Source organism: Microvirga terrae (assembly GCF_013307435.2).
Taxonomy (GTDB): domain Bacteria; phylum Pseudomonadota; class Alphaproteobacteria; order Rhizobiales; family Beijerinckiaceae; genus Microvirga; species Microvirga terrae.
In genome coordinates this window covers 3,294,074-3,318,482 of the sequence record NZ_CP102845.1, presented here as the reverse complement: position 1 = coordinate 3,318,482, position 24,409 = coordinate 3,294,074, and the positions used below count along the sequence as shown (strand labels likewise).

Here is a 24,409-nt window from a genome sequence, read left to right as displayed (position 1 = left end):
GCGCAGCTTGGACTATCGGATGGGACGGACCGTCCTGGATGCGCACCCTTGAAAAGTAGCGACCGGCGAAAGGCGAGTCCCAGGGCCGAACGGGCTAGGGAGGGTTCAGAAAGACGTAATCCCATAGAGGTAACCGGGGCAGGAGCGCTCGATAGTGGACGCGGCCGCCTAGGAACGCTTGTGTTATGAAGTAACTGTATGAGAGAGCGGTCTCTTCGATGCATATAGACGGCCGCGATATTAATCTTATTGGAGTTTTATCTGCCGGAGATCTCGAAATGAGGCGGACAGGTCTGGACTAAAGTATTGATTATTGCTGGTATGAGGTCGATTGTAAGTATTGCCGTCCCTGGTAATCTCTTACTGCTTGAGTTTGGGGCGATCGTGTCCGAGTTGGCACCGACAGCGTGGATCAGGCGGGGGAGCGTGACCCCGTCGACGTTGAGCTTGACGCGCCAGTTCGTGGTGACGGGCGGGGTCATCATGTTCGTGGCCATGATTGCGGCCGGCTTGTTCGTGTCGGAGCATGCCACGAGAACGACGATCGAGAATACCGCTTCGGCCACTGCTCTCCTGATGGACAGCTTCATCTCGCCGCTCGCCCAGCCGCTGGCGGCCGAGGAGGTTCTGCCAGATTCCACGAGAAGCGAACTGGATCGCCTGCTCGGAGGAGATCTCTTCAGGCAGCGGTTCCCGCATCTCGAGATCTGGAAGAATGGCGGTGTCGTGGCCTATTCGACCACACCGGATCTGATCGGGCGACAATTCGCACCCCCCGACGGGCTGACGACCGCATTGAAGGGTGAAATCTCCGCCCAGTACGCGAACCTGGATGCCAGCGAGCACACGGTTCGGGGATGGAACACCAAATATCTAGAAATCTACGTTCCGATCCGCGAGCACCATTCCGGCCGCGTCATTGCCGTCGCGGAGATCCATGAAAACCCCGTCGGTCTCGACCATGAGCTGCGGTGGCTGCGGCTCAAGAGCTGGGTTGCGGTTGCCTGCGCTACCGCGCTCATCATGCTTGGTCTGTTCGGGATCGTGTATCGAGGCAACAGGCTCATCCTCTCGCAGCAACGTCAACTGGGCGCGCGCCTGATCGAAATCGAGCAATCCTCGCGGCATAACCAGATCCTCAAGGAGCGTGCCGAGCGCGCCTCGGGCCGGGTTGCGGAGCTGACGGAGAACTACCTGCGCAGGATCGGCGCCGAACTGCACGACGGCCCCGCTCAGCTGATCGGTCTGGCGGCGCTCGCGGTCGAGCATGTTCGGAGAGCCAAGACGCCGGAGAGGCGCGAGGAGGAGCTTCAAGCTCTGGAATCGGTGCTCTCGGATGCTCTTCGGGAGGTCCGAACGACGTCCAAGGGTCTGATGCTGCCTGAGATCGAACGCCTCCCGCTTCCGGAGATCGTGAAGCGGGTGGTGTCGCATCACGAGCTGCGCACCGGCACCAACGTGACGGTCGACTGCGATGACGTTTCGCGTCCGCTCACGCACGCGCTCAAGATCTGCGCCTATCGTTTCCTGCAGGAGGGCCTCAACAATGCATTCCGGCATGCTGGCGGCAATGGTCAGGCCGTCTCCTGCCGGCTGGATGGAGCTGAATTGATCCTGGCCGTGCAGGACGATGGGCGCGACCTCGGAAGCAGCCTAGCGATTCCTGAGCCCGGCCTGGGACTGGTCGGCCTGCGCGACCGGGTCGAGAGCCTCGGCGGCGTCTTCCAAATCACACGCCGCACGGTTGGCGGAACCCGAATTGAAATGAACGTCACGATTGCGGGCGAGGAGCACGATGATTGAGCGATTGCGGGTCGCGGTAGTGGACGACCATTCGATGTTGCGGGCAGGGGTGATCCGGGCGCTCATGCTTGACGACATGATCGAGGTCGTGGGAGAGGGCGCTTCCGCGGCGGACGCGATCGAGCTGGCACGAGTGCACAGGCCTGATTTGATCCTGCTCGACATCTCGATGCCCGGAGATGGTATCGAAGCTGCCCGAACCATCAGCGACCTTCCCGCTTCACCCCAGATCGTCATGCTGACGGCATCAGAGAATGACGATGCCGTCACCCGTGCCCTCGAGGCGGGCGCCGTCGGTTATCTTCTCAAGGGGATCAACGCACCGGATCTGATCAACGCCGTGAAAACCGTGAAGACGGACGGGTCCTTCATCTCTCCGAATCTCGCCCTCCGGCTGCTGTCGAACAGGATCCGGGCCGAAGCAAGGCCGTTTTCGACCCTCTCCGAGAGCGAAGAGCGCACGCTGCGCCTCATCGCTGCAGGCCTCACGAACCGCGAAATCAGCGACAGGCTGGCCGTGACGGAAAAGACGGTCAAGTTCCACGTGGGCAACATCCTGAAGAAACTCAACGTCAGAAATCGTGTCGAGGCGGCGCTTCTCGCAAAGCAGGAATGGGGCGAGGCCTGAAGCGCCTGGCAGGCGCCACGAGGCGTGCACGATCGATTCAGGCCTTGCGTTCGAGTGCAGACCCATGAACCATCAGCTCGGTCGAGATCAGGTCAAGCCGGCGTCGTAGATCGTATTGCCGATGCTCAAACTCGTCCCGCAGATCTCCCAGTTCTCGTCGGAGCCGATCGAGCTCCGCTCGCAGGGGCCGACCAGGACCGGTCCGTGCGCTGCCCGGCGATGTATGGATCTCGACGGTCAGGGCCCGAATCTTCCGAAGCGTCTTCGGCCCGAAGCCGGGAAGCGTCAGCAGGAAGAGATCAGGCAGCTGCGCGAGCTCGGACATCGACGGGCAGCGGCCATCGAACGCCTCCAAGATGCTCTCCTGGACGCGCTGGCTGAAATGTTTGATCGGAAAGAAGCCGTTCTCATGCATGTTGTCGACGCGTCCCGTGAGTGAGCGCGCAACTCTAATCAGAGTTTTTTCCTCTCGGGTGGGGTCCCATCCCAACGATCCCTCATCCTACCCATGAGGATAACGCAGCACCGATCCCTTCGAGGGTGGGTCAGACCTTAGACCAGTGCGGTCCCTGGCCATTGGACCATGCCGACTGGACCCAAGTCGGTCATGACCTCGGACCAATGACTCAAGATTCGTTGCCCCTTCATCCGATGCGGCGTTCCCGGCCTTGCTCGACACTCTCAGTCAAGTTGCGGACCTGTGGCCAAGGGCCCGGGTCGCGGCAATGCACAGAGGAACAGCAATGTGGGCAGGGCCCACGCAAGGGGAAGCGTCATGGTCAATCTCGTCAAGCACGACCTCGAATTCATCCTGAAGCAGATCAAGATCGCCGAGCGCCATGCCGCCGGCGAGGACCTGCGCGATCTCGTGGCCGAGGCCGGAGGCCTCGATCCGAACGCGGCCACCACGCCGACCCAGGCCTTCCTGCTTCCGTACGGGCTGCGCACGGTCGACGGCAGCTACAACAACCTCGTCGAGGGACGCGAGACCTGGGGCGCCGCCGATCAGCCGTTTCCGGTGATGACTCCGCCCCAGTACGTGAACGAGGGCGACGACCGCATGATGTTCGGCACCCCGGCCAATCCGGTGTGGCTGACGAACAACAACTATGCGCCCGGATCGTCGACGGGATCGCCGATGCTGCCGCCGGGCACCGTCGTCGACGCCGACCCGCGTCTGATCTCGAACCTCATCGCCGACCAGACGCTGAACAATCCCGCCGCCATCAGCGCGGCGTTGACCTATGCCGGGATCACGGGCGCCGCCCAGCTCACTGCCATCCAGCAGATCCAGGCGGCCCGCGCGGCGATCACACAGGCGCAGGCGGAAGCCGGAAGCGCACCGGGCGCCATCCCCGGCCTTCAGGCGGCCGTCGATGCGGCCGAGGCCGCCCTTGCCCAGGCCCAGGCTACCCTCGGCCAGGCGCAGGCGCAGGCTACGACGCATCAGGCCGCGCATGCCTCGGCTGTGGCGAACCTCGCCGCCGCCCAGGCCTCGTTCAACGACGCGAAGGCTGTCTACGAGGCCATGGGCGATACGCTCGGAATCGCCAGCCTCAACCTCATCGCCGCCCAGCAGGTCATGAACCAGGGGCAGGCTGCCGCTGATGCGGCCCAAGCCCAGGTGGTGCTCTCGACTGCCGCGCTCGCCGCCGCTGAAAGCGCCGTGACCCTCGCCACGACGGCGAAGGCTGCCGCTGAGGCTACGCTCGCCGATGCTCAAGCCGACCTGATTGCGGACAACGCGGCCTACGCAACCGCCGTGAACGTGCGCGATGCCGCCCAGCAGGCACTGGATGCCGCGCAGGAGGTTCTTGACGGTCTGATCGCGAGCGGCGCCGACAATCTCGACGCGGCCATCGCCGAGGCCGAGGCCGATGTCGCGGTTGCCGCGCAGATCCTGGTGGACAGCCAGACGGCCGTGGACGCAGCGCTCGCAAAGATCGAGGTCGCCAATGCGGCGATCGAGGCGGCGGAGACCGCCGTGGCGAACGCGACGACCGCGCTCGCGGATGCGGAGGCCGCGCTTGCGCCGCTTCAGGCCAAGGCCGATGCCGATCAGGCGCTGCACGAGACGGCTCTGGCCGATCTCGAATCTGCCCAGGAGGCGCACGACGCGGCCCTGGCTCACTACAGCGCGATCATTCAGGGGGGTGTGCTTCCGACGGAAATGCAGGCCTTCAACGACGCGAATGTCGCCTACCTCGCCGCACAGGAAGACTTGCAGCTGAAACAGGATGCGGAAGTTGCCGCTCGCACGACGGCTGATGCCTCCGCTGATGCTGCCGATGCAGCCCAGGCGATCGTCGACGCCGCAAACACCACCCTGACCGGCGCCAACACGGCCCTGACCTCAGCCCAGGCGCAGCTGGCGGCCGACGAATCCGCCTATCAGCTGGCCGTGAACGCACGCGATCTCGCCCAGACAGCGCTGCAGGAGGCACAGGCCGTGCTGGATGGCCTCAACGAGCAGAGCGACGCCTACGCTCAAGCACTCGCCGACGTTGCTGCCGCCCAGCAGATTCTCGACGACAGCCAGGCTGCGGTCGATGCAGCCTTCGCGCAGGTCGGCCTCTCCACCGCGACGGTCGAGACTGCCGAGGGCGACGTGGCAGCGGCAACCGCCACCCTGGCGAACGCCGAGGCTGCCGTCACAGCGGCGCAGCAGCAGCTGACCGCCCACCAGCAGGCGCACCAAGCCGCGGTTGCGGCGCTCGCCAACGCGGAGGACGCTCTGAATGACGCGCAGGCGGTGTACGACTTCATGAGCGCGCAGCTCGTGGAAGCGAATGCCGACTACGCGGCCGCCCAGCAGGCCCTGACGGCGAGCCAGGCCGCCGAGGCCGAGGCCCGCGCGACTGCGGACGAATCGGCTGCCGCCGTCAGCACCGCGCAGACCGGTGTGGCGACCGCCACGACGGCACTGACCACGGCCGAGGCCGCCCTTGCCGACGCGCAGGGAGCCGCTCAGGGCGTCACGGTGGCGCAGACGGCGCTGTCCAATCTCCTGTCCCAGCTGGGCATTCAGATGGACGGCACTACCGTTCTGATCCCGAACGTCTCGCCCGACATCGGCGACTCGGCCCCCTACAACTCGCTGTTCACCCTGTTCGGCCAGTTCTTCGATCACGGCCTCGACCTGATCGCCAAGGGCGGCAGCGGAACGGTCTATATCCCCTTGTCTCCGGATGATCCGCTCTACAACCCGGCGACGCCTCACACGAACTTCATGGTGCTGACCCGCGCGGCCACGCCGGACGGCGAGAACACGAACCTGACCACCCCGTGGGTCGACCAGAACCAGACCTACACGTCGCATGCCTCGCATCAGGTCTTCCTGCGCGAGTACACCACGGGTCCCGACGGCAAGACGGTCGCCACCGGCAAGCTGCTCGACGGCGACCGGGGCCTCGCCACCTGGGCGGACGTCAAGGAGCAGGCCCGAATCATGCTCGGCATCGACCTGACCGACGCCAATGTCACCAACGTCCCGCTGCTGCGCACGGACCCCTACGGCAACTTCATCCCGCATCCGCAGACCGGCTTCGCGCAGGTGATCGTCGGGATCGGTGCAGACGGAGTCCCGAACACCTCCGACGACATCGTGGTCTCGGGCACGCCGGGTTCTCCGGTGAGCCTCGCGAACGCGGTTCTCACCGGCCATGCCTTCCTCGACGACATCGCCCACGCGGCGGTGCCTGTCCTTGTCGGCGGGGCCCTTCAGAAGGACGGTGACGCCGGCGTCGGCTACGCCAATGCCGATGGCTCCACGACCAACCTCGTCAACTCGCGCGGTTCGAACACCGCCTACGACAACGAGTTGCTCGACGCCCACTACATCACGGGTGACGGCCGCGGCAACGAGAACGTCGGCCTGACCACGATTCACCACGTCTTCCACTCGGAGCACAACCACCTCGTCGACCAGGTCAAATCCCTGGCGCTCTCGAGCGGCGATCTCACCTTCCTGAACGAGTGGCTGCTCGTTCCGGTCACGACGGTCCCGACCACCGAGGCTGGCAAGGCTGCGCTGAAATGGGACGGCGAGCGCCTGTTCCAGGCCGCCCGCTTCACCAACGAGATGGAGTACCAGCACCTCGTCTTCGAGGAATTCGCCCGCAAGATGCAGCCCGACGTGGACGCCTTCGTGTTCGAGCCGTCGGTCGACATCAACCCGGCAATCTTCGCGGAGTTCGCCCAGGCCGTGTACCGCTTCGGTCACTCGATGCTCAATGAGACCATCGACACGATCTCGGTCAACGGCCAGCAGGTGTCGATGAAGCTGTTCGACGGCTTCCTCAACCCGCTCGCCTTCGGGGCGACCGACTCGAGCGGCAACGTGGTGGTGGACCATGAGCAGGCCGCCGGCGCGATCATCCGCGGCATGTCCCGCCAGCATGGCAATGAGATCGACGAGTTCATCACCCACGTGCTGCGCAACCAGCTCGTCGGCATCCCGCTCGATCTCGCGGCGCTCAACATCGCCCGTGGCCGTGACCTCGGCCTGCCGACCCTCAACGAGGCGCGCGCGCAGTTCTACCAGATGGCCGGCCAGGACTCCCAGCTCAAGCCTTACGTGAGCTGGACCGACTTCGCCCTCAACCTCCAGAACTCCCTGTCGATCGTCAACTTCATCGCGGCCTACGGCAAGCACCCGCTGATCGAGGCGGCGACCACCATGGAGGCGAAGCGGGCCGCCGCGACCCTGCTGGTGTTCGGCGGAACCGGCGAACCGGCCGACCGGCTCGCGTTCCTCAACGGCACGGGGGTATGGAACGCCGAGAACTCGGGCCTCAACGACATCGATCTCTGGATGGGCGGTCTCGCCGAGAAGAAGATGGACTTCGGCGGCATGCTGGGCTCCACCTTCGCGTTCGTCTTCGAGGCGCAGCTGGAGGCTCTCCAGGATGCCGACCGGTTCTACTACCTGTCGCGTGTTCAGGGCCTCAACCTCCTGAACGAGCTCGAGAACAACTCGATGACCGACATCATCATGCGCAACACCGACCTCGGCGACGAGGGCCGGACCGCGCTCCCGGGCAACATCTTCTCCACGCCCGACCACACGCTCGAGATCATCAAGTCGAAGCAGATCGGAGCGGACCCAATCTGGGACGACCCGGTTCTCCAGGCACTCTCGCCGCTGGTGGTGCGCAAGGATCTCGACGGTGACGGCGACGACGACGTTCTGATCTACCACGGCGGCGACCACGTGGTCATGGGCGGCTCGTCCGAAGCCGATCTGATCGTGGCCGGCGAAGGTGACGACACGGTCTGGGGCTATGAAGGCAACGACACCATCGAGGCCGGCTACGGGGTCGACATCATCCATGGCGGCGACGGCGACGACATCATCACCAACGCCGGCACCGACATCGGCGCGACCGACTTCCTGCATGGCGAGGGCGGCAACGACGTTATCCAGGGCGGCAGCGGGCTCGCGCTGATCTTCGGCAACCAGGGCCAGGACTTCATCATTACCGGGCCTGACGGAAAGGAGGCCTTCGGAGGCACAGGCAACGACTTCATCCTCGGCGGCGACGGCGGCGATGCCCTGCTCGGCAACGAGGGTGACGACTGGCTCGAGGGCGGACCGCGCTTCGACAGCCTGTCGGGTGAGAACTCGGAGCTGTTCTTCAACTCCACCATTATCGGACACGATGTTCTCAACGGCGGCGCCAGCGATACCGACTACGATGGCGAGTCCGGCGATGACATCATGTTCCAGGCAGAGGGTATCCAGCGCAACAATGGCATGGCCGGCTTCGACTGGGCCATTCACAAGGGCGATAACGTCGCGGCGAATTCCGACCTCGGCATCCCGCTCTTCGACAACCAGGAGGCATTCATCCTCCGCGACCGTTTCGACCTCGTCGAGGGTCTGTCCGGATGGAAGCACAATGACATCCTGACCGGTCGCGTTGCGGCGGTGAATACCAGGGCGGAGGCCACGGGTACGGCCGCCATCCCGGGTCCGAACTCTCCGCTCGAATCGTTCTCGAACGACCTGCTGCAGAAGAACGTCTCGCTCATCAATGGTCTTGCCGAACTGGTGGCGCACCGCACCCGCATCCCGGTGGTGGACGCCCAGGGCAACCCGGTCCTCGATAAGGATGGAAACCCCGAGCTGATCGTGCTCGACACCTCGCAGGCCGCGGACATCATCCTCGGCGGCGGCGGCAGCGACACCATCAAGGGCTTCGCCGGGGACGACATCATCGACGGTGACAAGTGGCTCAACGTACGGATCCGGATCGTCAAGGACGGCGTGGCCTACACGGCGGACGGCATGACCGGCAAGGTCTACCTGGAATCCCAGTACGCCTACGGCGCTCCTGTGGCCAATGCCGCGGCCCAGTTCGGCGGCAAGACCCTGGACGCCCTGATGCTCAGCGCGACCCTGAACCCGGGTCAGCTCAGCATCGTCCGCGAGATCGTCGACGGCGATCTGAACAACACGGCGACCGACGTGGCGGTGTACGGCGACCTGCGGGCCAACTACACCATCACGAGCAATGCCGATGGCAGCATCACCGTTCAGCACGTGACCGTGACGGTCGAGACCGATCCGACCACGGGCAACAACCGGGCCTCGGACGGGACGGACCGCCTGTTCAACATCGAGAAGCTGCGCTTCGCCGACGGCGAGGTGAGCGTGACCCCGCCGAAGCTGACTCTCCACGCCTTCGATCCCGGCGGCAACTTCGCCGATACCTTCAATTCCGGATCCTATGCCCGGAACGATGGTAGCCGCGCTTGGACAGGCAACTGGGTCGAGACCAGTGATGACGGCAGCGCGACCTCGACCAACGGGCAAATCCAGATCAACAACGGCGCCCTGCGGTTCGACCAGGGTGACGGTGCCAGCATCCAGCGCGGTCTCAACCTTGCGGGTGTCGCCTCGGCCCGGCTGACCTACTCGGTCGCCGAGCAGGGTCTGGACAACGGCGAGCAGGTCGAGGTCTATTTCTCGAAGGACGGCTCGACCTGGATGTTGGTCGAAACCATCACCGGGAACACCAACGGCGGGAATCGGGGCTTCGACATCACCGGTCCATTCACGGCCGGCGCGGCCATCCGGTTCGTGGCGTCGGACATCAACGCGAACAACGAGTTCGTCAACATCGACAACCTGTCGGTCAGCGTCATGCTCCCGGCGGCCACTCCGACCGTCAATCATGCGGCGTCCTTCACCGAAGGCGGCGCGGCCGTGGCGATCGCGAACAATCCGGGCATCGTCGACGACGCTGCCCAGATGGTGTCGGCCCGGATCGTGCTCACCAATGCCCAGGCCGGGGACGACCTCGACGTCGGCACGCTGCCTGCGGGGATTTCGGCGAACGTGGACACATCGGTGGCCGGCAGGATCACCGTGAACCTGACGGGCACAGCCTCGCTGGCTGCCTACCAGCGGGCCATCCAGGCGGTGACATTCGACAACAACTCGAACAATCCCGTGGCGGGCAGCCGCGTGATCCAGGTGACGGTGAACGACGGTCTCTTAGACAGCAACGTCGCCACGACCACGGTCAACGTGGTAGCGGTCAACGATCCGGTCAACGCGAACAACGACACCATTATTACGAACATCGTGAACGGTCCGATCGTGGTTCCGGAATGGGTCCTCCTGTCGAACGACACCGATCCGGACGGTCCGGCTCTGGATATCACGGGTCTGAGCAATGCGAACGGCCTCGGCAGCCTGTCGCTGACGACCAATCCCGGTTCCGTGACCTTCACGGACACCGGTAACGCGGGTGGATCATTCACCTACACGGTCAGCGACGGCGGCAGCCCGGTCCGCACCGATACGGCCAACGTCACGGTCACCCGCGACGCGAGCCCGATCGAGGGCACGGCAGGAAACAACATCCTGATCGGGGACGGCACCGCCAGCATCTTCGACGGCGGTACGGGCAACGACACGATCCTGGCGGGTGGCGGCAACGACACCATCGTGTGGAACGCGACGTCCACCACGATCTTCGGCGTCACATTCGAGACGTCGCAGGACGGGCGCGACTTCGTCGACGGCGGTGATGGTGTCGACACCTTCGACGTGAACGGGAACGCCCTGTCCGAGACGTTCCGGGTCTATTCCCGCGATGCTGCGGTCGCGGCGAACATCCTCGACCTCAAGGCGACGACGGAGATCGTGATCACCCGCACGGTGAACGGCAACACCTCGGTCATGGCGGAACTCGACAATATCGAGGAGATCATCATCGGGACCCGCGAGGTTACGGTGCCGGGCGGTCCGGTCGGCGGCAATGCCGGCGGGAACGACACGGTCCAGATCATCGGCAACTTCACGGGAACCAGCCTGGCGCTCAACACCATTACGGTGAACGGAACGGGCGATGACGACACCATCGACATCTCGCAGCTCACCTCGGCGCACCGGATCGTGTTCCGCTCCCACGGCGGCAACGACACCATCGTGGGCACGCTGCGGGAGCAGGATGTGATCGAGCTCGAACCCGGCCGCAAGGCGGACGAGTACGAGTGGGAGGAGCACGAGGACGGGACGACCACGATCACGTCGGGCGTCCACCGGGTGACTTTCCGGTGCGAGGCGGGACGTAAGCCCACCCTGGCCGAGACCTCGGTGACGGCGGACCCGGGAACTCCGGTGCAGCCCGAGACGCCGGCCAACCCGGAAAACCCGACGCAGCCCGAGGCTCCGACCCAGCCTCAGCCGCCGGTGGATCCGGTCATCCCGAGCGACCCGATCCCGGCCTCTCCTGCTCAACCCGAGGCGCCTGCCAACCTCGTCCTCAAGGGCGGCTCGCGCAGCGAGACACTCCGGGGCGGCGAAGGCGACGACCGGGTGGAGGGTGGTCGCGGCCACGACAGGCTCTACGGCGGTGACGGTCGCGACAAGCTCCACGGCGGCGACGGCAATGACCGTCTCGACGGCGGCGCCGGCATCGACCGGATGGAAGGCGGCAGAGGCAATGACGTCTACGTCGTCGACCATGGCGGCGACCGGGTGATCGAGCGCAGCGGTCAGGGTGTCGATACCGTCAGGAGCAGCGTGTCCTACTCGCTCAACGGCACCCACGTGGAGAAGCTGGTCCTGGCCGGAACGGCCGACGTCAACGGCACGGGCAATCGTCTCGACAACACCCTGACGGGCAATGCCGGCGACAACGTCCTGAAGGGCGGAGCAGGCCACGACGTGCTCAGGGGCATGACGGGCGACGACATGCTCCTCGGCGGCTCGGGCCGCGACAAGCTCTCCGGAGGCGCCGGAAACGACGTGCTCCGGGGCGGGTCGGGCGACGACAGGCTGACCGGCGGCTCGGGCCAGGACACCTTCGTGTTCGAGCGGGGCGGCGGCCGCGACGTGGTCACCGACTTCCGCGCTGACCACGACAGGATCGACGCGAGCCGGCTCTCCGGGGTGGACAAACTGTCGGACCTGCACCTGACCCAGGTCGGCCATGACACCGTGATCGACCACGGCTCCGACATCCTGGTCCTGAAAGGCGTCACCGCATCCGATCTCGACAACAGCGACTTCATCTTCTGATGAGGTTGACCTGAGATCGCGATGGCCCCGCCGGGAGAATTTCCCCCAATCCTCCCGGCGGGAACCTGAACCCGGATGTCGCCGACCCCCTGGCGGCATCCGGTTTCATCCTTCTTCTCTTCTGAGGAAACGGCCATGTCCCTTTCATCCGCCAAAAGCCGCATCAGCCTGATGGCTTCCTGCCGTGGCGCCCTGCTGGGGATCGCCCTTCTCAGCGGCCTGATCAACATTCTCTATCTCTCCGGGTCCCTCTACATGATGGAGGTCTACGACCGGGTCCTGCCGAGCCGAAGCATCCCGACGCTGCTCGGGCTGTCGGCCATCATCCTGGCCCTGTTCCTGTTCCAGGGACTGTTCGACATGCTCCGCGGCCGCATCTTCGCCCGCCTCGGCGCAGCCGTTGACGAGGATCTAAGCCAGCGCGTCTTTCGCGGTCAGGTCTTGGCCCCCCTGCGGGACAAGGGTGAAGGGGATGTCCAGCAGCCGCTGCGTGACCTCGATCAGATTCGCGCTTTCCTTGCTGGAGGCGGTCCCTCGGCCCTGTTCGACCTGCCGTGGATCCCGCTCTACCTCTTCATCTGCTTCGCGTTCCATCCGCTGCTCGGCTGGGTCACGGTGGGAGGTGCGTCTGTTCTGGTGGCGATCACGGTCATGACGGATGTGCTGACCCGCAAGGCCACGAAGGCAGCTGTCGGCGCGGCCTCCTTGCGCAACGGCATCGGGGACGGTGCGCGCCGCAACGCCGAGGTGGTGCAGGCGATGGGCATGGCCGGTCGGCTCGGACTGATGTGGGGGCAGGCGAACGCCCAGTATCTGGCCCACCAGCAGACCGCCTCGGACGTCTCCGGCGGGTTCGGGGCCTTCTCGAAGGTGATGCGCATGGCCCTGCAATCGGGCGTGCTCGGTGTCGGCGCCTATCTCGTCATCAACAACCAAGCGACGGGCGGCATCATGATCGCCTCGTCGATCCTGGTCTCGCGTGCGCTGGCACCGGTCGAACTCGCGATCGCGAACTGGAAGGGCTTCGTGTCGGCCCGCCAGGGCTGGTCGCGGCTGCGCGTCGCCCTTGCGGACGACCGCACGCAGACGCGGCCGCTCGCGCTCCCGGCGCCCCGCGCCTCGCTGTCAGTGGAGAACGCGGGATCGGGTGCGCCCAAGGGGCAGCGCTTCGCCGTGCAGGATGTTTCGTTCGAATTGAAGGCCGGCATGGGCCTTGGGATCATCGGTCCGAGCGCCTCCGGCAAGTCCTCGCTCGCCCGCATGCTGGTTGGCGTGTGGCCGGCCTGGCGCGGGAAGGTGCGCCTCGACGGGGCCGCGCTCGAGCAGTGGCTGGCGGAGGACCTCGGCCAGCACATCGGCTACCTGCCGCAGGACGTCGAGCTGTTCGCCGGAACGGTAGCCCAGAACATCGCGCGCTTCCAGGCCGACCCGAAGCCGGAGGACGTGGTGCGCGCGGCCCAGGATGCCAATGTGCACGAGATGATCCTGCGCCTGCCGCAAGGATATGAGACACAGGTCGGGGAGGGCGGAGCCGCGCTCTCCGGCGGGCAGCGCCAGCGCATCGGCCTGGCCCGGGCGCTCTACGGCGACCCGTTCCTCGTGGTCCTCGACGAGCCGAACTCCAATCTCGACAATGACGGCGAGCACGCTCTGACCCGGGCGATCCAGGGGGTGCGCGAACGGGGCGGGATCGTCGTGGTCATCGCGCACCGCCCCAGCGCCCTTGCTGGCGTCGACCACATCCTCGTGCTCGATGAGGGCATGGTGCGAAAGTTCGGCCTCAAGGAGGAGGTTCTCAGCAGCGTCCTGCGTCCGGTTCCGACCGGCGCCGTCCACCAACCCAACGCGGCCAGGTCCGCGTGAACCCTGGGAGCAGCGTCATGAGCAGCACCATGAATTCGACGGCCCGCCGGTCCATCCGTCATCATACCAGGCTCGCACTGGGAGGTGTCGCCCTCCTGGTCGGCGGTCTGGGCGGCTGGGCCTGGACGACCGAACTGTCCGGAGCCGTCGTGGCCCCCGGCACCGTGGTCGTGGACAGCCATGTGAAGAAGGTCCAGCACCCGACCGGCGGTGTGGTCGGCGAGATTCTGGCTCGCGATGGAGACCGGGTCCGGGCCGGGGACGTGGTCATCCGTCTCGACGAAACGGTGGCGCGCGCGAACCTCGCGATGGTCGCCAAGAGCATCGACGAGATGGTCGCCCGCAAGGCCCGGCTCGAGGCCGAGCGGGACGGGGCCGAGGCGGTCCGCTTCTCGGAGGATCTCGTCTCGCGCGCCCATCAGCCAGACGTGGCCGACCTGATGAGCGGGGAACGACGGCTGTTCGACAGCCGGCGCGAGGCGCGCGCAGGCCAGAGGTCGCAGCTGCGGGAGCGGGTCGCGCAGCTGGCCGAACAGATCGACGGCACCAAGCTGCAGGCTTCGGCCAAGGCGGACGAGATCGACCTGATCGCATCCGAGCTGACCGGCGTCCAGGAATTGTGGAAGAAGAACTTGGTGCCGATCACCCGCGTGACCTCACTCAAGCGTGAGGAGACGCGGCTGCGTGGCGAGCGCGGGCAGTTGATCTCGACGGTGGCGCAGGCCAAGGGAAAGATCAGCGAGACCGAGCTCCAGATCCTGCAGATCGACCAGGACCTGCGCAGCGAGGTCTCCACGGAACTGCGGGAGGTGCAGGCCAAGATCGCCGAGTTCGTGGAGCGCAAGGTTGCGGCCGAGGATCAGCTGAAGCGCATCGACATCCGCGCACCTCAGAACGGCATCGTGCACCAACTGGCCGTGCACACGGTGGGCGGCGTGATCGGCCCTGGCGACACCCTGATGCTCGTGATGCCGGAGGGCGACGAACTGTCGATCGAGGTCAAGGTCGCCCCGCAGGACATCGATCAGCTCCGGCAGGGGCTCGACACGGTGCTCCGGCTGTCGGCCTTCAACCAGCGCACGACGCCGGAGATCAAGGGGCATGTCACGAGGATTGCCGCCGACCTGGTGACGGACGAGCGCAGTGGGATCTCCCACTACCCGGTCAGGATCGCGATCCCGGACACCGAGTACGAGCGCCTCGGAACGGCGAAGCTCCTGCCGGGCATGCCTGTCGAAGGATTCATCCAGACGGGCTACCGCACGGTCTTCTCCTATCTCACCAAACCCCTGGCCGATAATCTCCAACGAGCCTTCCGGGAGGAGTGATCCTCGAAGGCACGGCTCGGAAGACTCCGTTCCGGCGTCGGGGCAACCCGACGCCTCGCGCTCAAGGCCGCCGGGATCTGCCGAGACGGTCGGGCGGCATCGATGACGATGCCGCTTGATCAGGGGCGGGCGAGACCGCCTCCCACAACAACATCGGGAGACACACGATGGACGAGGGCGGCACTGGGGACGTCGGGCTTGGCGTGGGACGATTGGACACGACGCCCTTCGTCCAGCTCCTTCAGCTTCAGATCAGAATGAACATGCTGGAGGACAAGCTCAATGGTCTTGAGCGTTCCCTCAACCTGATCAAGCTCGGAGGAACGTTCATCCTGCTGATCGTGTCCTGCGATTACCTGAACGACTTGGGCTGGTTCGGGACGGGGGGCAGGGGCGTGCCTGTTGAATGGACTGCGGCAGCCTCCATTCGAACGCCGTCCCACGCAGCAGGCGCGGCGAATTCCGACCGTGAGACAGGATCAGGCGGGCTCCCAGAGAAATCACGCCCATTCGGGCCCAACTTGCCAGGCACGTAGGGCTCCCTTATGGTCGCGGAGTGACTTGGACCGGAAAATCCAAGTAGAAGACCGAAAATCAGCCCGGAACTCCCGCTCTTCGGATGCCCTCGTTCCCTTCAGATCCCGACGACGAAACGCTGCGGAGTATTATGGAGGCGCTTGCGGACGCCGGCCAGGCCGTGTCCATCTACGATGACGAGGACAACCTCCGCTATGCCAACGCGACTTACCGGGGCATGTTCCTGAAGGGCTACGAGGGTCCTTTCACCTTCACCGACATCCTCCGGTACGGTGCCGCGAACGGACTTGGCGTCAGGATCGACGATGGCGACGTGGAGGCTCTGATCGCCAGGACGTTGCCCCGACGCAGGTCCTCGCGCCGGAAGTCGTTCGAGACGGATCTCCTCGACGGCCGCTGGTTCTGGATCGAGCACACGGTGCTTCCGAACGGGTGGGTCATGACGGTGGGGACCGATGTGTCCGCCCTGAAACATAGCGAGAAGTCCCTGCGCCAAGCCCACGAGGCGGCTCTCCTGGCCTCCCGGACGGATCTGCTCACCGGCCTGCCGAACCGGCGCTACATTCTCGAACTTCTTGACGAGGCGCTTTCGGCCGGCAGGCTCTCCGGCGCCGGCCTGTGCGCCGCGATCATCGACATCGATCGGTTCAAGCAAGTCAACGACACCTATGGCCACGAAGCCGGCGACGCCGTTCTCCGCCACTTCGCGCAGGTCTTCCGCGAGAAGCTTCGGCCCGGAGATTATCTCGGACGGATCGGCGGCGAGGAATTCCTGCTGCTGGTGTCGGACGCCCGCCTCAACGATGCCGCCCGGCTTCTCGACGGGATCAGGTCGGGCTTCGCGCCGGCCATGCTGCCCGATCAGGCGACACGCCGGCCCGTCGCGTTCAGCGCCGGCCTAACCGAGGCCCTGCCGCACGACGATAGAAGCACGATCCTCTATCGGGCTGACCGGGCCGTTTATGCCGCAAAGGCGGAAGGACGGAACTGCACGCGGATCGGCCTGGAGGCCGGAACCCTTGCCCCACCCTCGGCCGACCCGCAAGCCCGGGATCGATGACCGGACGGCATGCGACCGGCCCGATCGCCGTCACTGCGCTCCTGCAACAGCCAGAACCGTCTTCTTCACGCCGTGATTGCTTTCCGGCTCCGTGTCGATCCGTTCGTCGAGTGAGTGCGCGCGCGCTGACGCGCCGACCCGAGGGATCGTCAGGGACGGGATGCCGAGGCTCATCGGCATGTTGGAATCCGTCGATCCGCGTTCGTAGGTCCGCTTGCTGCCTTCCGCCGCGAACGATGCCGTGATCAGCCGCATGACGCACTTGACGGTTTCGGCGTTGGCTGGAGCAACGTCCTGCGCCAGGACAGGAACTCCGGTCAGCGTTCCGACCGTAAGGTTGGATAGGTTGCTCTCGACATGGCATACGTGAAACGTTCCTCTTTCGTATGAGCCGCGATTTACGCAGACGCCTCCATCATGATCAGCGTGGGTCAACAGGGAGGGCGGCGTCCAGGAGCCGCCGCCCGCTGCATCATGAACTCGCGTAAGAGACTTGCGGAGCCAGGAGGTGCCTCAGTTCTTCGGCTTCTCCAACACCGGGAACTTGATCCCCAGCTGATCGAGATACGTCGCGTGCTTGGACGGGTCGTAGTAGTACTTCTTCATCTCGGGCCGGTAGCGCGCCATGACGTCCGCGTTGATCTGCACCTGAGGCTTGTCCTCCGCTGAGATCATCGAGACGTATTTCTGGTTCTTCTGCTGCTCGCTGGTGAAGTAGCCCTTGGCCTGCACCAGAAGCTCCGGCCGCGACAGGAGGTCGATGCCCGTCATGGCGATCACCTTCGCACCGGCGACGACCCCCTTATGGGCGATCGGGGTCGCCATGGACATGGCGTTCGACCAGTGATGTCCCGGCAGGTTCGGGATGTTCGCCGGATAGTTCAGCGTGATCGTCGGCACGGTCCAGGAGATGTCGCCGATATCGTCCGAACCGCCGCTCTCCGGCTTGTCGGCCGGGGGCTCGAGCTTCTTCACCGTGGTGGCGAGCCCTTCCTCCTTGCCCTTGACCGTGCGCTGTACCGCCCTGGCGAAGGCCTGCTCGTCCTCCGTCCATTGGGGCATGCCGACCTGCTGGATGTTGGCGTAGGCGGCCTCCGCGATCGCCTTGTTGAAGTGGCGGGGCGCGGCCGTGCCGATGACCTGCCGCGTCACAGTGGTGTCCGTCATTTTCGCCGCGGCTTCCGAAATGGTGTTGGCGATTTCGAAGTTCTTGCGGATGTTCTCGAAGTCCTGCTCGCGGATGAAGTACCAGACGCTGGCCACCGACGGGACGACATTCGGCTGATCGCCACCGTCGGGAATCACGTAGTGGGACCTCTGCTCTGGCCGCAAATGCTCCCGGCGCATGTTCCACGCGACATTCATGAGCTCGACCCCGTCGAGAGCGCTGCGACCGCGCCATGGCGCCTGTGCCGAGTGGGCGGACTCGCCGCTGAACTTGTACTCGACCGACACCATTCCGGTGCCGTTCGCCTGTCCCCAGGCGGTCTGAAGGTTGTTGCCGACATGGGTGAAGAGCACCGCATCGACCCCGTTGAACACGCCGTCGCGAACCATGTAGGCCTTGCCGCCGAGAAGCTCCTCGGCGACGCCCGGCCAGAGCATAATCGTTCCAGGGATCTTCTCCCGCTCCATGATGTCCTTCAGCGCGAGCGCCGCGACCACGTTGAGCGCCTGGCCGGAATTGTGACCCTCGCCGTGCCCCGGCGCTCCTTCGATCATGGGCTCGCGGTATGCGACGCCCGGTTTCTGAGACGCCTTCGGAATACAGTCGATATCGCTGCCGAGCGCGATCACGGGACCTCCCGAGCCCCATGTCGCGACCCAGCCGGTGGGAAGGCCCGCCACATCTCGTTTGATGGTGAAGCCGTTCTTCTCGAGTATCTCCGTGATGTACTTAGAGGTTTCGAACTCTTGGAACGCGAGTTCACCGAAGCTGAAGATGGAATCGTTCATCTCCTGAGCGAGCTTGGCTCGTGACTCGACGCCTTGGATCGCCTGCTTCTTCAACTCTGCGATACGTTCGACGACAGCGGCGCTCGGCCCCGCCGTTTGGGCCATGACGGGCGCTGCTGTCGTGAGAAGGGCCGTGAGCAAGACACTGGGTAGCAAACGATGCTTCATGAAATCCTCCCGAGTCTTCGGATGGGGCAGGCAAATCAGGCCCCGCGGGGATCATCCGATCAGATCGGGAGCGTCTCAGCGTCACTGCTGTTGGTAACCCAGCCATAGAATAATGACATGGCTTAACATGGAACTTTTCTGGAATTCGCGTGTAGCGATCAATGTTGCGGAGCAACATCGCAGAAATCCGCTCGCGCTCTACGATGCCCGACTGTTCAACAATGCAGAGCGCAGCATGATTTCTTTATCTCGTTTAAAGTCGACGATCTTCGTATGCACATGGTTTCCGTCGTACAGCGGAGAACCAACCCCTTACAGTCGGGAGAGCCGGGGAGGGGACTATTTAACGTAGCTCTTGCAGCCACGCTGAAACCCATCGCAGGATCAGCGGTTCACCTCACTAACACATGTTACTCGGGCGCAATTCGTGCCCGGAAACGACACCAAGATATCAGAACCCGAGGAGTGAGCCGATGTCCCACGACGCTGAAGGCGACGCGCGTCTGCCCCATGTCAACGACCTTCATCCACACGTCGCCGCCTTGATCATCGGGCGGGGCTACACCGAGACCTACCGGGATGTGCTCGATGCCCCGATCCCGGACGCGCTCGTCTCAATCCTGCGCCAGATGGAAACCAGCGAGGCTGATCATGACCGCTCTACAGCCTGAACCTCATCTCGCATTGATTGTCGAGGATGATCCTGACGTCCGGGCTCTCGCGGCCGTGCTGCTGGATGAGACACCCCTTGATGTTGTAGAGGTCGAAAGCGCAGAGGCAGCCCTGCAATGCCTCCAGGAGCGTGGCGGCGAGGTGGCGATGATGTTCGCCGATGTGCGCCTGCCGGGAGAGATGGACGGCGTTCAACTCGCCAGGGCCACATGCAAGCTCTGGCCGACGATCCGGATCGTGCTCACCTCCGGTGATCCGGATGCACAGGAGAATGATCTGCCGGATTGTGTGACCTTCATGCCCAAGCCGTGGCGTGGCCTTGATGTGCTGGTCCAAGCGGAAAAGGCTATCAACGACCCCCAGCCACCGGTGACGTGACGCGGCCACGTTCTAACCAGCGGGACGGAGAGGGCACCGGCCATGGTGGTGGTCCCTTCTCATCCCGACTTCGGCAGGAGAAGCCCGGCCTGAAGGCCGGGCTTCTGCATGTCTCGTCAGAGCTTGCGGTCGCCGGGCAGGCCGGTGGTGCCGGTGCCACGGATGTTGCGGTCGTCCTCTACGTCGACCTCGGTCTTGCGCACGGTGTCGGAAACCGTCTCGGTGCGCTGCTCTGCCTCCTTGCGCACGACGACCTCCTCGACCACGCGCGCCTCCTTCGAGACGACGGCCTCTTCCCCGCGTTCCTCGACCTCGATCGTGCGCTCCTGGAACAGGTCGCCACCGCTGGCTCCGGCCTGAGTCGTGCCCGAGACCGGGCGGCGCTCCACGTCGACGCGCTCCTCGCGCAGGGTGACCTGCTCCTGCACGGGCCGCTCGATCACGCGCGAGTGCAGGCGGACGCGGCCGCGGTTCACCTCACGCTTGCCGACGTGCAACTCCTCCTCGGCAACCGGGATCACCTCGTCCATCTCCCGCCCGGCGGACGCGGCGCGGTCCGTCAGCCCGGTGGTGGATGCCGCAGAGGTCGTGCCCGTCGTCGAGGCGCCGGCTCCGGTCCAGCCTTCAGAGCGCCAAGTGGTCTCGCGCTCGTCGAAATCCACCGTGCCCTCATCGTCGAGAATGTCGACGATCCGCTCCACCTCGGCCTCAGAGGCGCGCACCGTCACCAGGGCGCCGCCGCGCCGGATGCCCTCGGCATAGGCATGAGCGTCGTTCTCGTCGACACCGGCATCGACCAGCGCACCCGCGATGCCGCCCACGGCTGCCCCGGCTCCGGCGCCCACCAGCGTGGAGACCAGCCATCCGGCGGCCACCACGGGGCCGAGCCCCGGAATGGCCAGCATGCCGAGGCCGGCGAGAAGCCCTGCGCCGCCGCCCGCGAGCGTACCCACGGTAGCGCCCGTACCAGCACCGTCGCTGACGTCGTCGTCATGATGGTTCGTGCCGTCGAAGGTCCGGCTGGCGTGCGATGAATAACGATCACCGTCGTTGCTGGCGACGAGGCTGATATCGCGGTGCGAAACGCCTGCCGCTTCCAGGCGGCGGACGGCCTCGGAGGCATCCTCGTAGCTGTCAAAAAACGCCGTGATGGTCTTATTGGTCATGTCTGTTCCACTTCTTCAGAAAGGATCCCGTCAGCCAGCAGCCGGCCGGGTGGCGTCACAAAAGTCGGATGGGCACGCGCTTACTGCGCCTGCACGGTGCCCTTGTAGTCGATGGCGACGCTCGCGGACTTGCCGTCACGTTGCGCCTTGCCGCGCCAGATGCCCTGATCGTCCTTGCGCAGCTCGGTGACGTTGCTGAAGCCTTGCGCCTCAAGACGGGAGCGCGCCTGTGCTTCCGTGAAGCTGTTGGCACCCGGCTCGACGGCGCCGGTGGTCTGCGGGCTGTCGGCGGGCTTGTGGGTTACGGCGGGATTGGAGGAGTCGTTGCTGTTCATCGGCTGCGCGGCCGAGGATCCAGAGCTTTGAGAGTTCGTGGATTGGGCAACGGCACCCGTGGCCAGGGCCGACAGGACGGCGAGTGTTGCGAAGCCGAGACGGATCAAGGTTCTTCTCCAGTGTTGTAAGCGCGTAGCTTCTCAATGTGCGATCACGGCGACAGTTCCGAGTGCCAAGCTCGTGGAGTTCCTCCTCATGAGGCCGATGTGCACCGCCGCTCATGCCTCACAGGATGACGGTTACGTTATTTCGCGCATGCCAACGCCGTTCGGTTTCCGGCGGCGTGGAGGGACGGACGATGCCACTCCGGTCTGGCCGATCGTGACCGGTGCTGCCACAGTGCCGCCCGATGCAACCCTCGGACGATCAGTCCGAGTGCGGCGCTTGCTGTTCCGAGGCTCAGGGTATGTCCCGGGTTCCGTATCAAACTAGCTGGGAGTTCATTCCGGGTTTAACCCATGTTAACGTTCCGGCCGAATGCGGCGGCGGATCGGGCTGAGGGCCTCGTCGTCGATTCGGCCGGGAGGCGTGTCATGCATGACGTGAGCCCCATCGGACTGCATGCGCAGCTCGTGCCGCGGTCGCAGCGGATCGCGCATTGGGTGAACGGAGCCGTCACTGGGACGGCGCTGCTGTCATTCCTGATCGCCGCCGCCGTCCTGCTCTGGCAGGCCCAGCATGAGCGGCATGACCTGATCCACCGGGGGCTCACGGCCGCAGCCGCAGCCGCCGTCATGGTGGACCGCGAGACCCAAGCCCTCGGCAATACGCTCAGGGGGCTGTCGCGATCACCGCTGCTCGAGGCGGACGATCTCGCGTCCTTCCGACGCCAACTGGTCGCGACGCCGCGCCCGGAGGGCTCCCGCTTCGTCCTCTGGACGGCACGGGGCCAACTGATCAATACGGTGGTTCCCATCGGCGGGGCGCTGCCCTCCCTACCCGACATGCCGAGGGCTGAGGAGCGAATGGCTCGGCTGAGGCAGGCCGGGCTCGTCCTGTCAGAGCGGCTCCGGAGCCCACTCGACGGGCGGTGGATCGTCGCCGTGAGCCTGTGGCTCGACCATCCCCAAGGTCGCCCCGAACGCGCGCTCACGCTGGTGGTGCCCGAAGAGCATCTCGCCGCGGCTGCGCAGGATGCAGTCGTTGCCGACGGCTGGCGAACGCTCATTCTGGACCGCAGGCTCCAGCCACTGGCGGGGCCGGCGCTGCCGCCGGACTTCATCGACCGGCTGTCGGACCAGGAGCATGACGGACATTTCACGGCCGGCACCGGCGACCATCGGATGATCGGGGCCTTTTCCCGGTCGGGCGTGTCCGGCTATACCGCTCTGGCGCTCGCCCCGGCCGGCCTTGCAGAGGGTCCGGTTCGGCAGGCCCTTCACCGAATCGCACTGGCCGGGTCCGTGCTGCTCCTGTTTGGAATCGCTTCGGCTACCATGCTGATGCGCCGTGTCGGCCCGGTCGATGCGCTCCGGGCTGATGCTGCGGCGACGCGAGGTGAGCTTGCTGCGGCGAACGCTCGCCTCAATGCGATCCTTGAAAGCGTGAGCGACTGCCATTTCACCCTCGACCGCAGCTATCGGATCACCAAAGTGAACGCGGCAGCCATGCGTTGGTGGGGGCTCCCGCGGAGTACGGCAGCGGGATGGTCCTACTTCGCACTCGTGGGGCACGATCCGGCGATCGATGCCGCCTTGGAGCAGGCCATTGAGCACCGACGGGAATTCCGAGGCGAGCTGCCGTCCGTCTATCATCCGGGCCGCACCATCGATTACAGAGTCTATCCTTCGCCCGAGGGTGCCAGCGTCTTCTTCAGCGACGTGACGGAGCGCAACGCGGCCCTTCTGACCATCCGAGAGGAGCGCGAACTCCTGCAATCGTCGCTCGATGCGCTCTCGGCGCACGTCGCCTTCCTTGACGAGGGGGGCACGATTATCGCGGTCAACGCAGCTTGGCGGCGGTTCGCCCGCGACAACGGGTTCGGCGACCCGGCGCACGGGATCGGAGCGAGCTATCTCGCCGCCTGTGCAGCCGAGGAGCCGATCCTCAGGGGCATGGAAGCTCTGGTCGCGGGCGCCGAAAGCCGGTTCCACACCGTTTACCGCTGCAATTCTCCCGATGGCCAACGCTGGTTTCAACTCTGGGCGAACCGCTTCTTGGCAGGTGGGAAGGTCCGGATCATCGTGGCTCACGAAGACATCACCGACGTGATCGATGCGCGGGTGGCCATGGGTGAGATGTCGGAGCGGCTGCTCACGCTCCAGGAGGAGGAGCGCCAGCGCATCGCGGCCGAGCTGCACGATTCCACGGCGCAACACCTGGTGGCGGCGGGCCTGCACCTCATGCGAGTCGACCCCTTCATCGAGCGCTCGGCCGGTAAGCGGATCCTCGACGAGATCGACCGATCGCTCGAAACTGCCCTGAAGGAGCTCCGGGTCTTCACGTACCTGCTGCATCCCCGCGAGCTGGAGACCGAGGGATTGGCGGGCGCCGTGCGCTCGTTCACGGACGGCTTCTCCGACCGAACGGCGCTTCCCGTCTCGGTGCGGATTGCCGAGCGGATCGACGGCCTTCCGCTCGACCTCCAACGGACCCTGCTGCGCATCGCCCAAGAGGCTCTGACCAATGTGCATCGCCATGCCGGGGCCAGCCGGGTCGTCGTCGCGCTGCGCCTGACGTCCGGTGGCGTGATCCTGTGCATCGGCGACGACGGGCGTGGCATGCGCCGACCGTCGCCCTCCGGCCATCAGACCCTCGGGGTCGGCATTCCCGGCATGCGGATCCGGCTGCACCAGTTCGGCGGCAGTCTGCGCATCCGGAGCAGCCGACAGGGTACGATCGTACGGGCCTTCATCCCACATGAGGGCTGGAACATCGGCTGCAACGCCTCGCAGGAGGCAGGTCCGGCCCACCCGGCACGACAGGCGGGAGAATAGGGTACTTTCCCGCACGCTGTTCGGGGTTTTTCCCGAGTGCCGC

Annotated in this window: 15 protein-coding genes; 10 read left to right on the top strand and 5 right to left on the bottom strand. The window is 65.3% G+C overall.

All coding sequences use genetic code 11. The features are described from left to right. Positions 1-426: 426 nt before the first annotated feature. Complete coding sequence (locus HPT29_RS15595) at positions 427-1,803, top strand: sensor histidine kinase (protein ID WP_173949181.1); 1,377 nt, start codon at positions 427-429, stop codon at positions 1,801-1,803. Next, on the top strand, positions 1,796-2,431 hold the full coding sequence (locus HPT29_RS15590) for a response regulator (protein WP_173949182.1): 636 nt from the start codon (positions 1,796-1,798) through the stop codon (positions 2,429-2,431). The genes HPT29_RS15595 and HPT29_RS15590 overlap by 8 nt, the downstream gene beginning before the upstream one ends. A gap of 37 nt (positions 2,432-2,468) precedes the next feature. Here HPT29_RS15590 and HPT29_RS15585 read toward each other — a convergent pair whose 3' ends face one another. Further along, complete coding sequence (locus tag HPT29_RS15585) at positions 2,469-2,786, bottom strand: hypothetical protein (protein WP_259060067.1); 318 nt, start codon at positions 2,784-2,786, stop codon at positions 2,469-2,471. 420 nt (positions 2,787-3,206) lie between these two features. On the opposite strand from HPT29_RS15585, the gene HPT29_RS15580 reads away from it, so the two are divergent. The 5 genes from HPT29_RS15580 (at position 3,207) to HPT29_RS15560 (ending at position 16,754) form a co-directional block, all read left to right on the top strand. Continuing rightward, the gene (locus HPT29_RS15580; RefSeq protein WP_173949184.1) at positions 3,207-11,966 is read left to right on the top strand and encodes a peroxidase family protein; all 8,760 of its coding nucleotides are present in this window, start codon (positions 3,207-3,209) and stop codon (positions 11,964-11,966) included. A 135-nt stretch (positions 11,967-12,101) separates the two neighbouring features. Further along, complete coding sequence (locus HPT29_RS15575) at positions 12,102-13,829, top strand: type I secretion system permease/ATPase (protein WP_173949185.1); 1,728 nt, start codon at positions 12,102-12,104, stop codon at positions 13,827-13,829. Positions 13,830-13,846: 17 nt separating this feature from the next. After that, complete coding sequence (locus HPT29_RS15570; protein WP_173949186.1) at positions 13,847-15,157, top strand: HlyD family type I secretion periplasmic adaptor subunit; 1,311 nt, start codon at positions 13,847-13,849, stop codon at positions 15,155-15,157. Positions 15,158-15,324: 167 nt separating this feature from the next. Then, positions 15,325-15,693 carry a hypothetical protein gene (locus HPT29_RS15565; RefSeq protein ID WP_173949187.1) on the top strand — a complete coding sequence of 123 codons (369 nt, stop codon included), beginning with the start codon at positions 15,325-15,327 and terminating at the stop codon, positions 15,691-15,693. 131 nt (positions 15,694-15,824) lie between these two features. Then, a complete protein-coding gene (locus HPT29_RS15560) occupies positions 15,825-16,754 on the top strand; it encodes a GGDEF domain-containing protein (RefSeq protein ID WP_173949188.1) in 930 nt (309 codons plus the stop codon). A gap of 30 nt (positions 16,755-16,784) precedes the next feature. Here HPT29_RS15560 and HPT29_RS15555 read toward each other — a convergent pair whose 3' ends face one another. Together HPT29_RS15555 and HPT29_RS15550 are read right to left on the bottom strand one after the other, a co-directional pair. After that, positions 16,785-17,009 (bottom strand): hypothetical protein, encoded by a 225-nt coding sequence (locus tag HPT29_RS15555; protein WP_173949189.1) that lies wholly within the window; start codon positions 17,007-17,009, stop codon positions 16,785-16,787. 258 nt (positions 17,010-17,267) lie between these two features. Continuing rightward, on the bottom strand, positions 17,268-18,878 hold the full coding sequence (locus tag HPT29_RS15550; RefSeq protein WP_173949190.1) for an amidohydrolase: 1,611 nt from the start codon (positions 18,876-18,878) through the stop codon (positions 17,268-17,270). Positions 18,879-19,351: 473 nt separating this feature from the next. Between HPT29_RS15550 and HPT29_RS15545 the strand changes: the two genes are divergently transcribed. Continuing rightward, positions 19,352-19,549 carry a hypothetical protein gene (locus HPT29_RS15545; protein WP_173949191.1) on the top strand — a complete coding sequence of 66 codons (198 nt, stop codon included), beginning with the start codon at positions 19,352-19,354 and terminating at the stop codon, positions 19,547-19,549. Then, positions 19,530-19,928 carry a response regulator gene (locus HPT29_RS15540; protein ID WP_173949192.1) on the top strand — a complete coding sequence of 133 codons (399 nt, stop codon included), beginning with the start codon at positions 19,530-19,532 and terminating at the stop codon, positions 19,926-19,928. The genes HPT29_RS15545 and HPT29_RS15540 overlap by 20 nt, the downstream gene beginning before the upstream one ends. Before the next feature lie 116 nt (positions 19,929-20,044). On the opposite strand, the gene HPT29_RS15535 is transcribed toward HPT29_RS15540, so the two are convergent. Then, positions 20,045-21,094, bottom strand: coding sequence for a YsnF/AvaK domain-containing protein (locus tag HPT29_RS15535; protein WP_259060066.1), 1,050 nt, complete (start codon positions 21,092-21,094; stop codon positions 20,045-20,047). Positions 21,095-21,174: 80 nt separating this feature from the next. Next, a complete protein-coding gene (locus tag HPT29_RS15530; protein ID WP_173949193.1) occupies positions 21,175-21,537 on the bottom strand; it encodes a PepSY domain-containing protein in 363 nt (120 codons plus the stop codon). A 426-nt stretch (positions 21,538-21,963) separates the two neighbouring features. Between HPT29_RS15530 and HPT29_RS15525 the strand changes: the two genes are divergently transcribed. Beyond that, positions 21,964-24,366 (top strand): PAS domain-containing protein, encoded by a 2,403-nt coding sequence (locus tag HPT29_RS15525; protein WP_173949194.1) that lies wholly within the window; start codon positions 21,964-21,966, stop codon positions 24,364-24,366. The last annotated feature ends 43 nt before the right edge of the window (positions 24,367-24,409 follow it).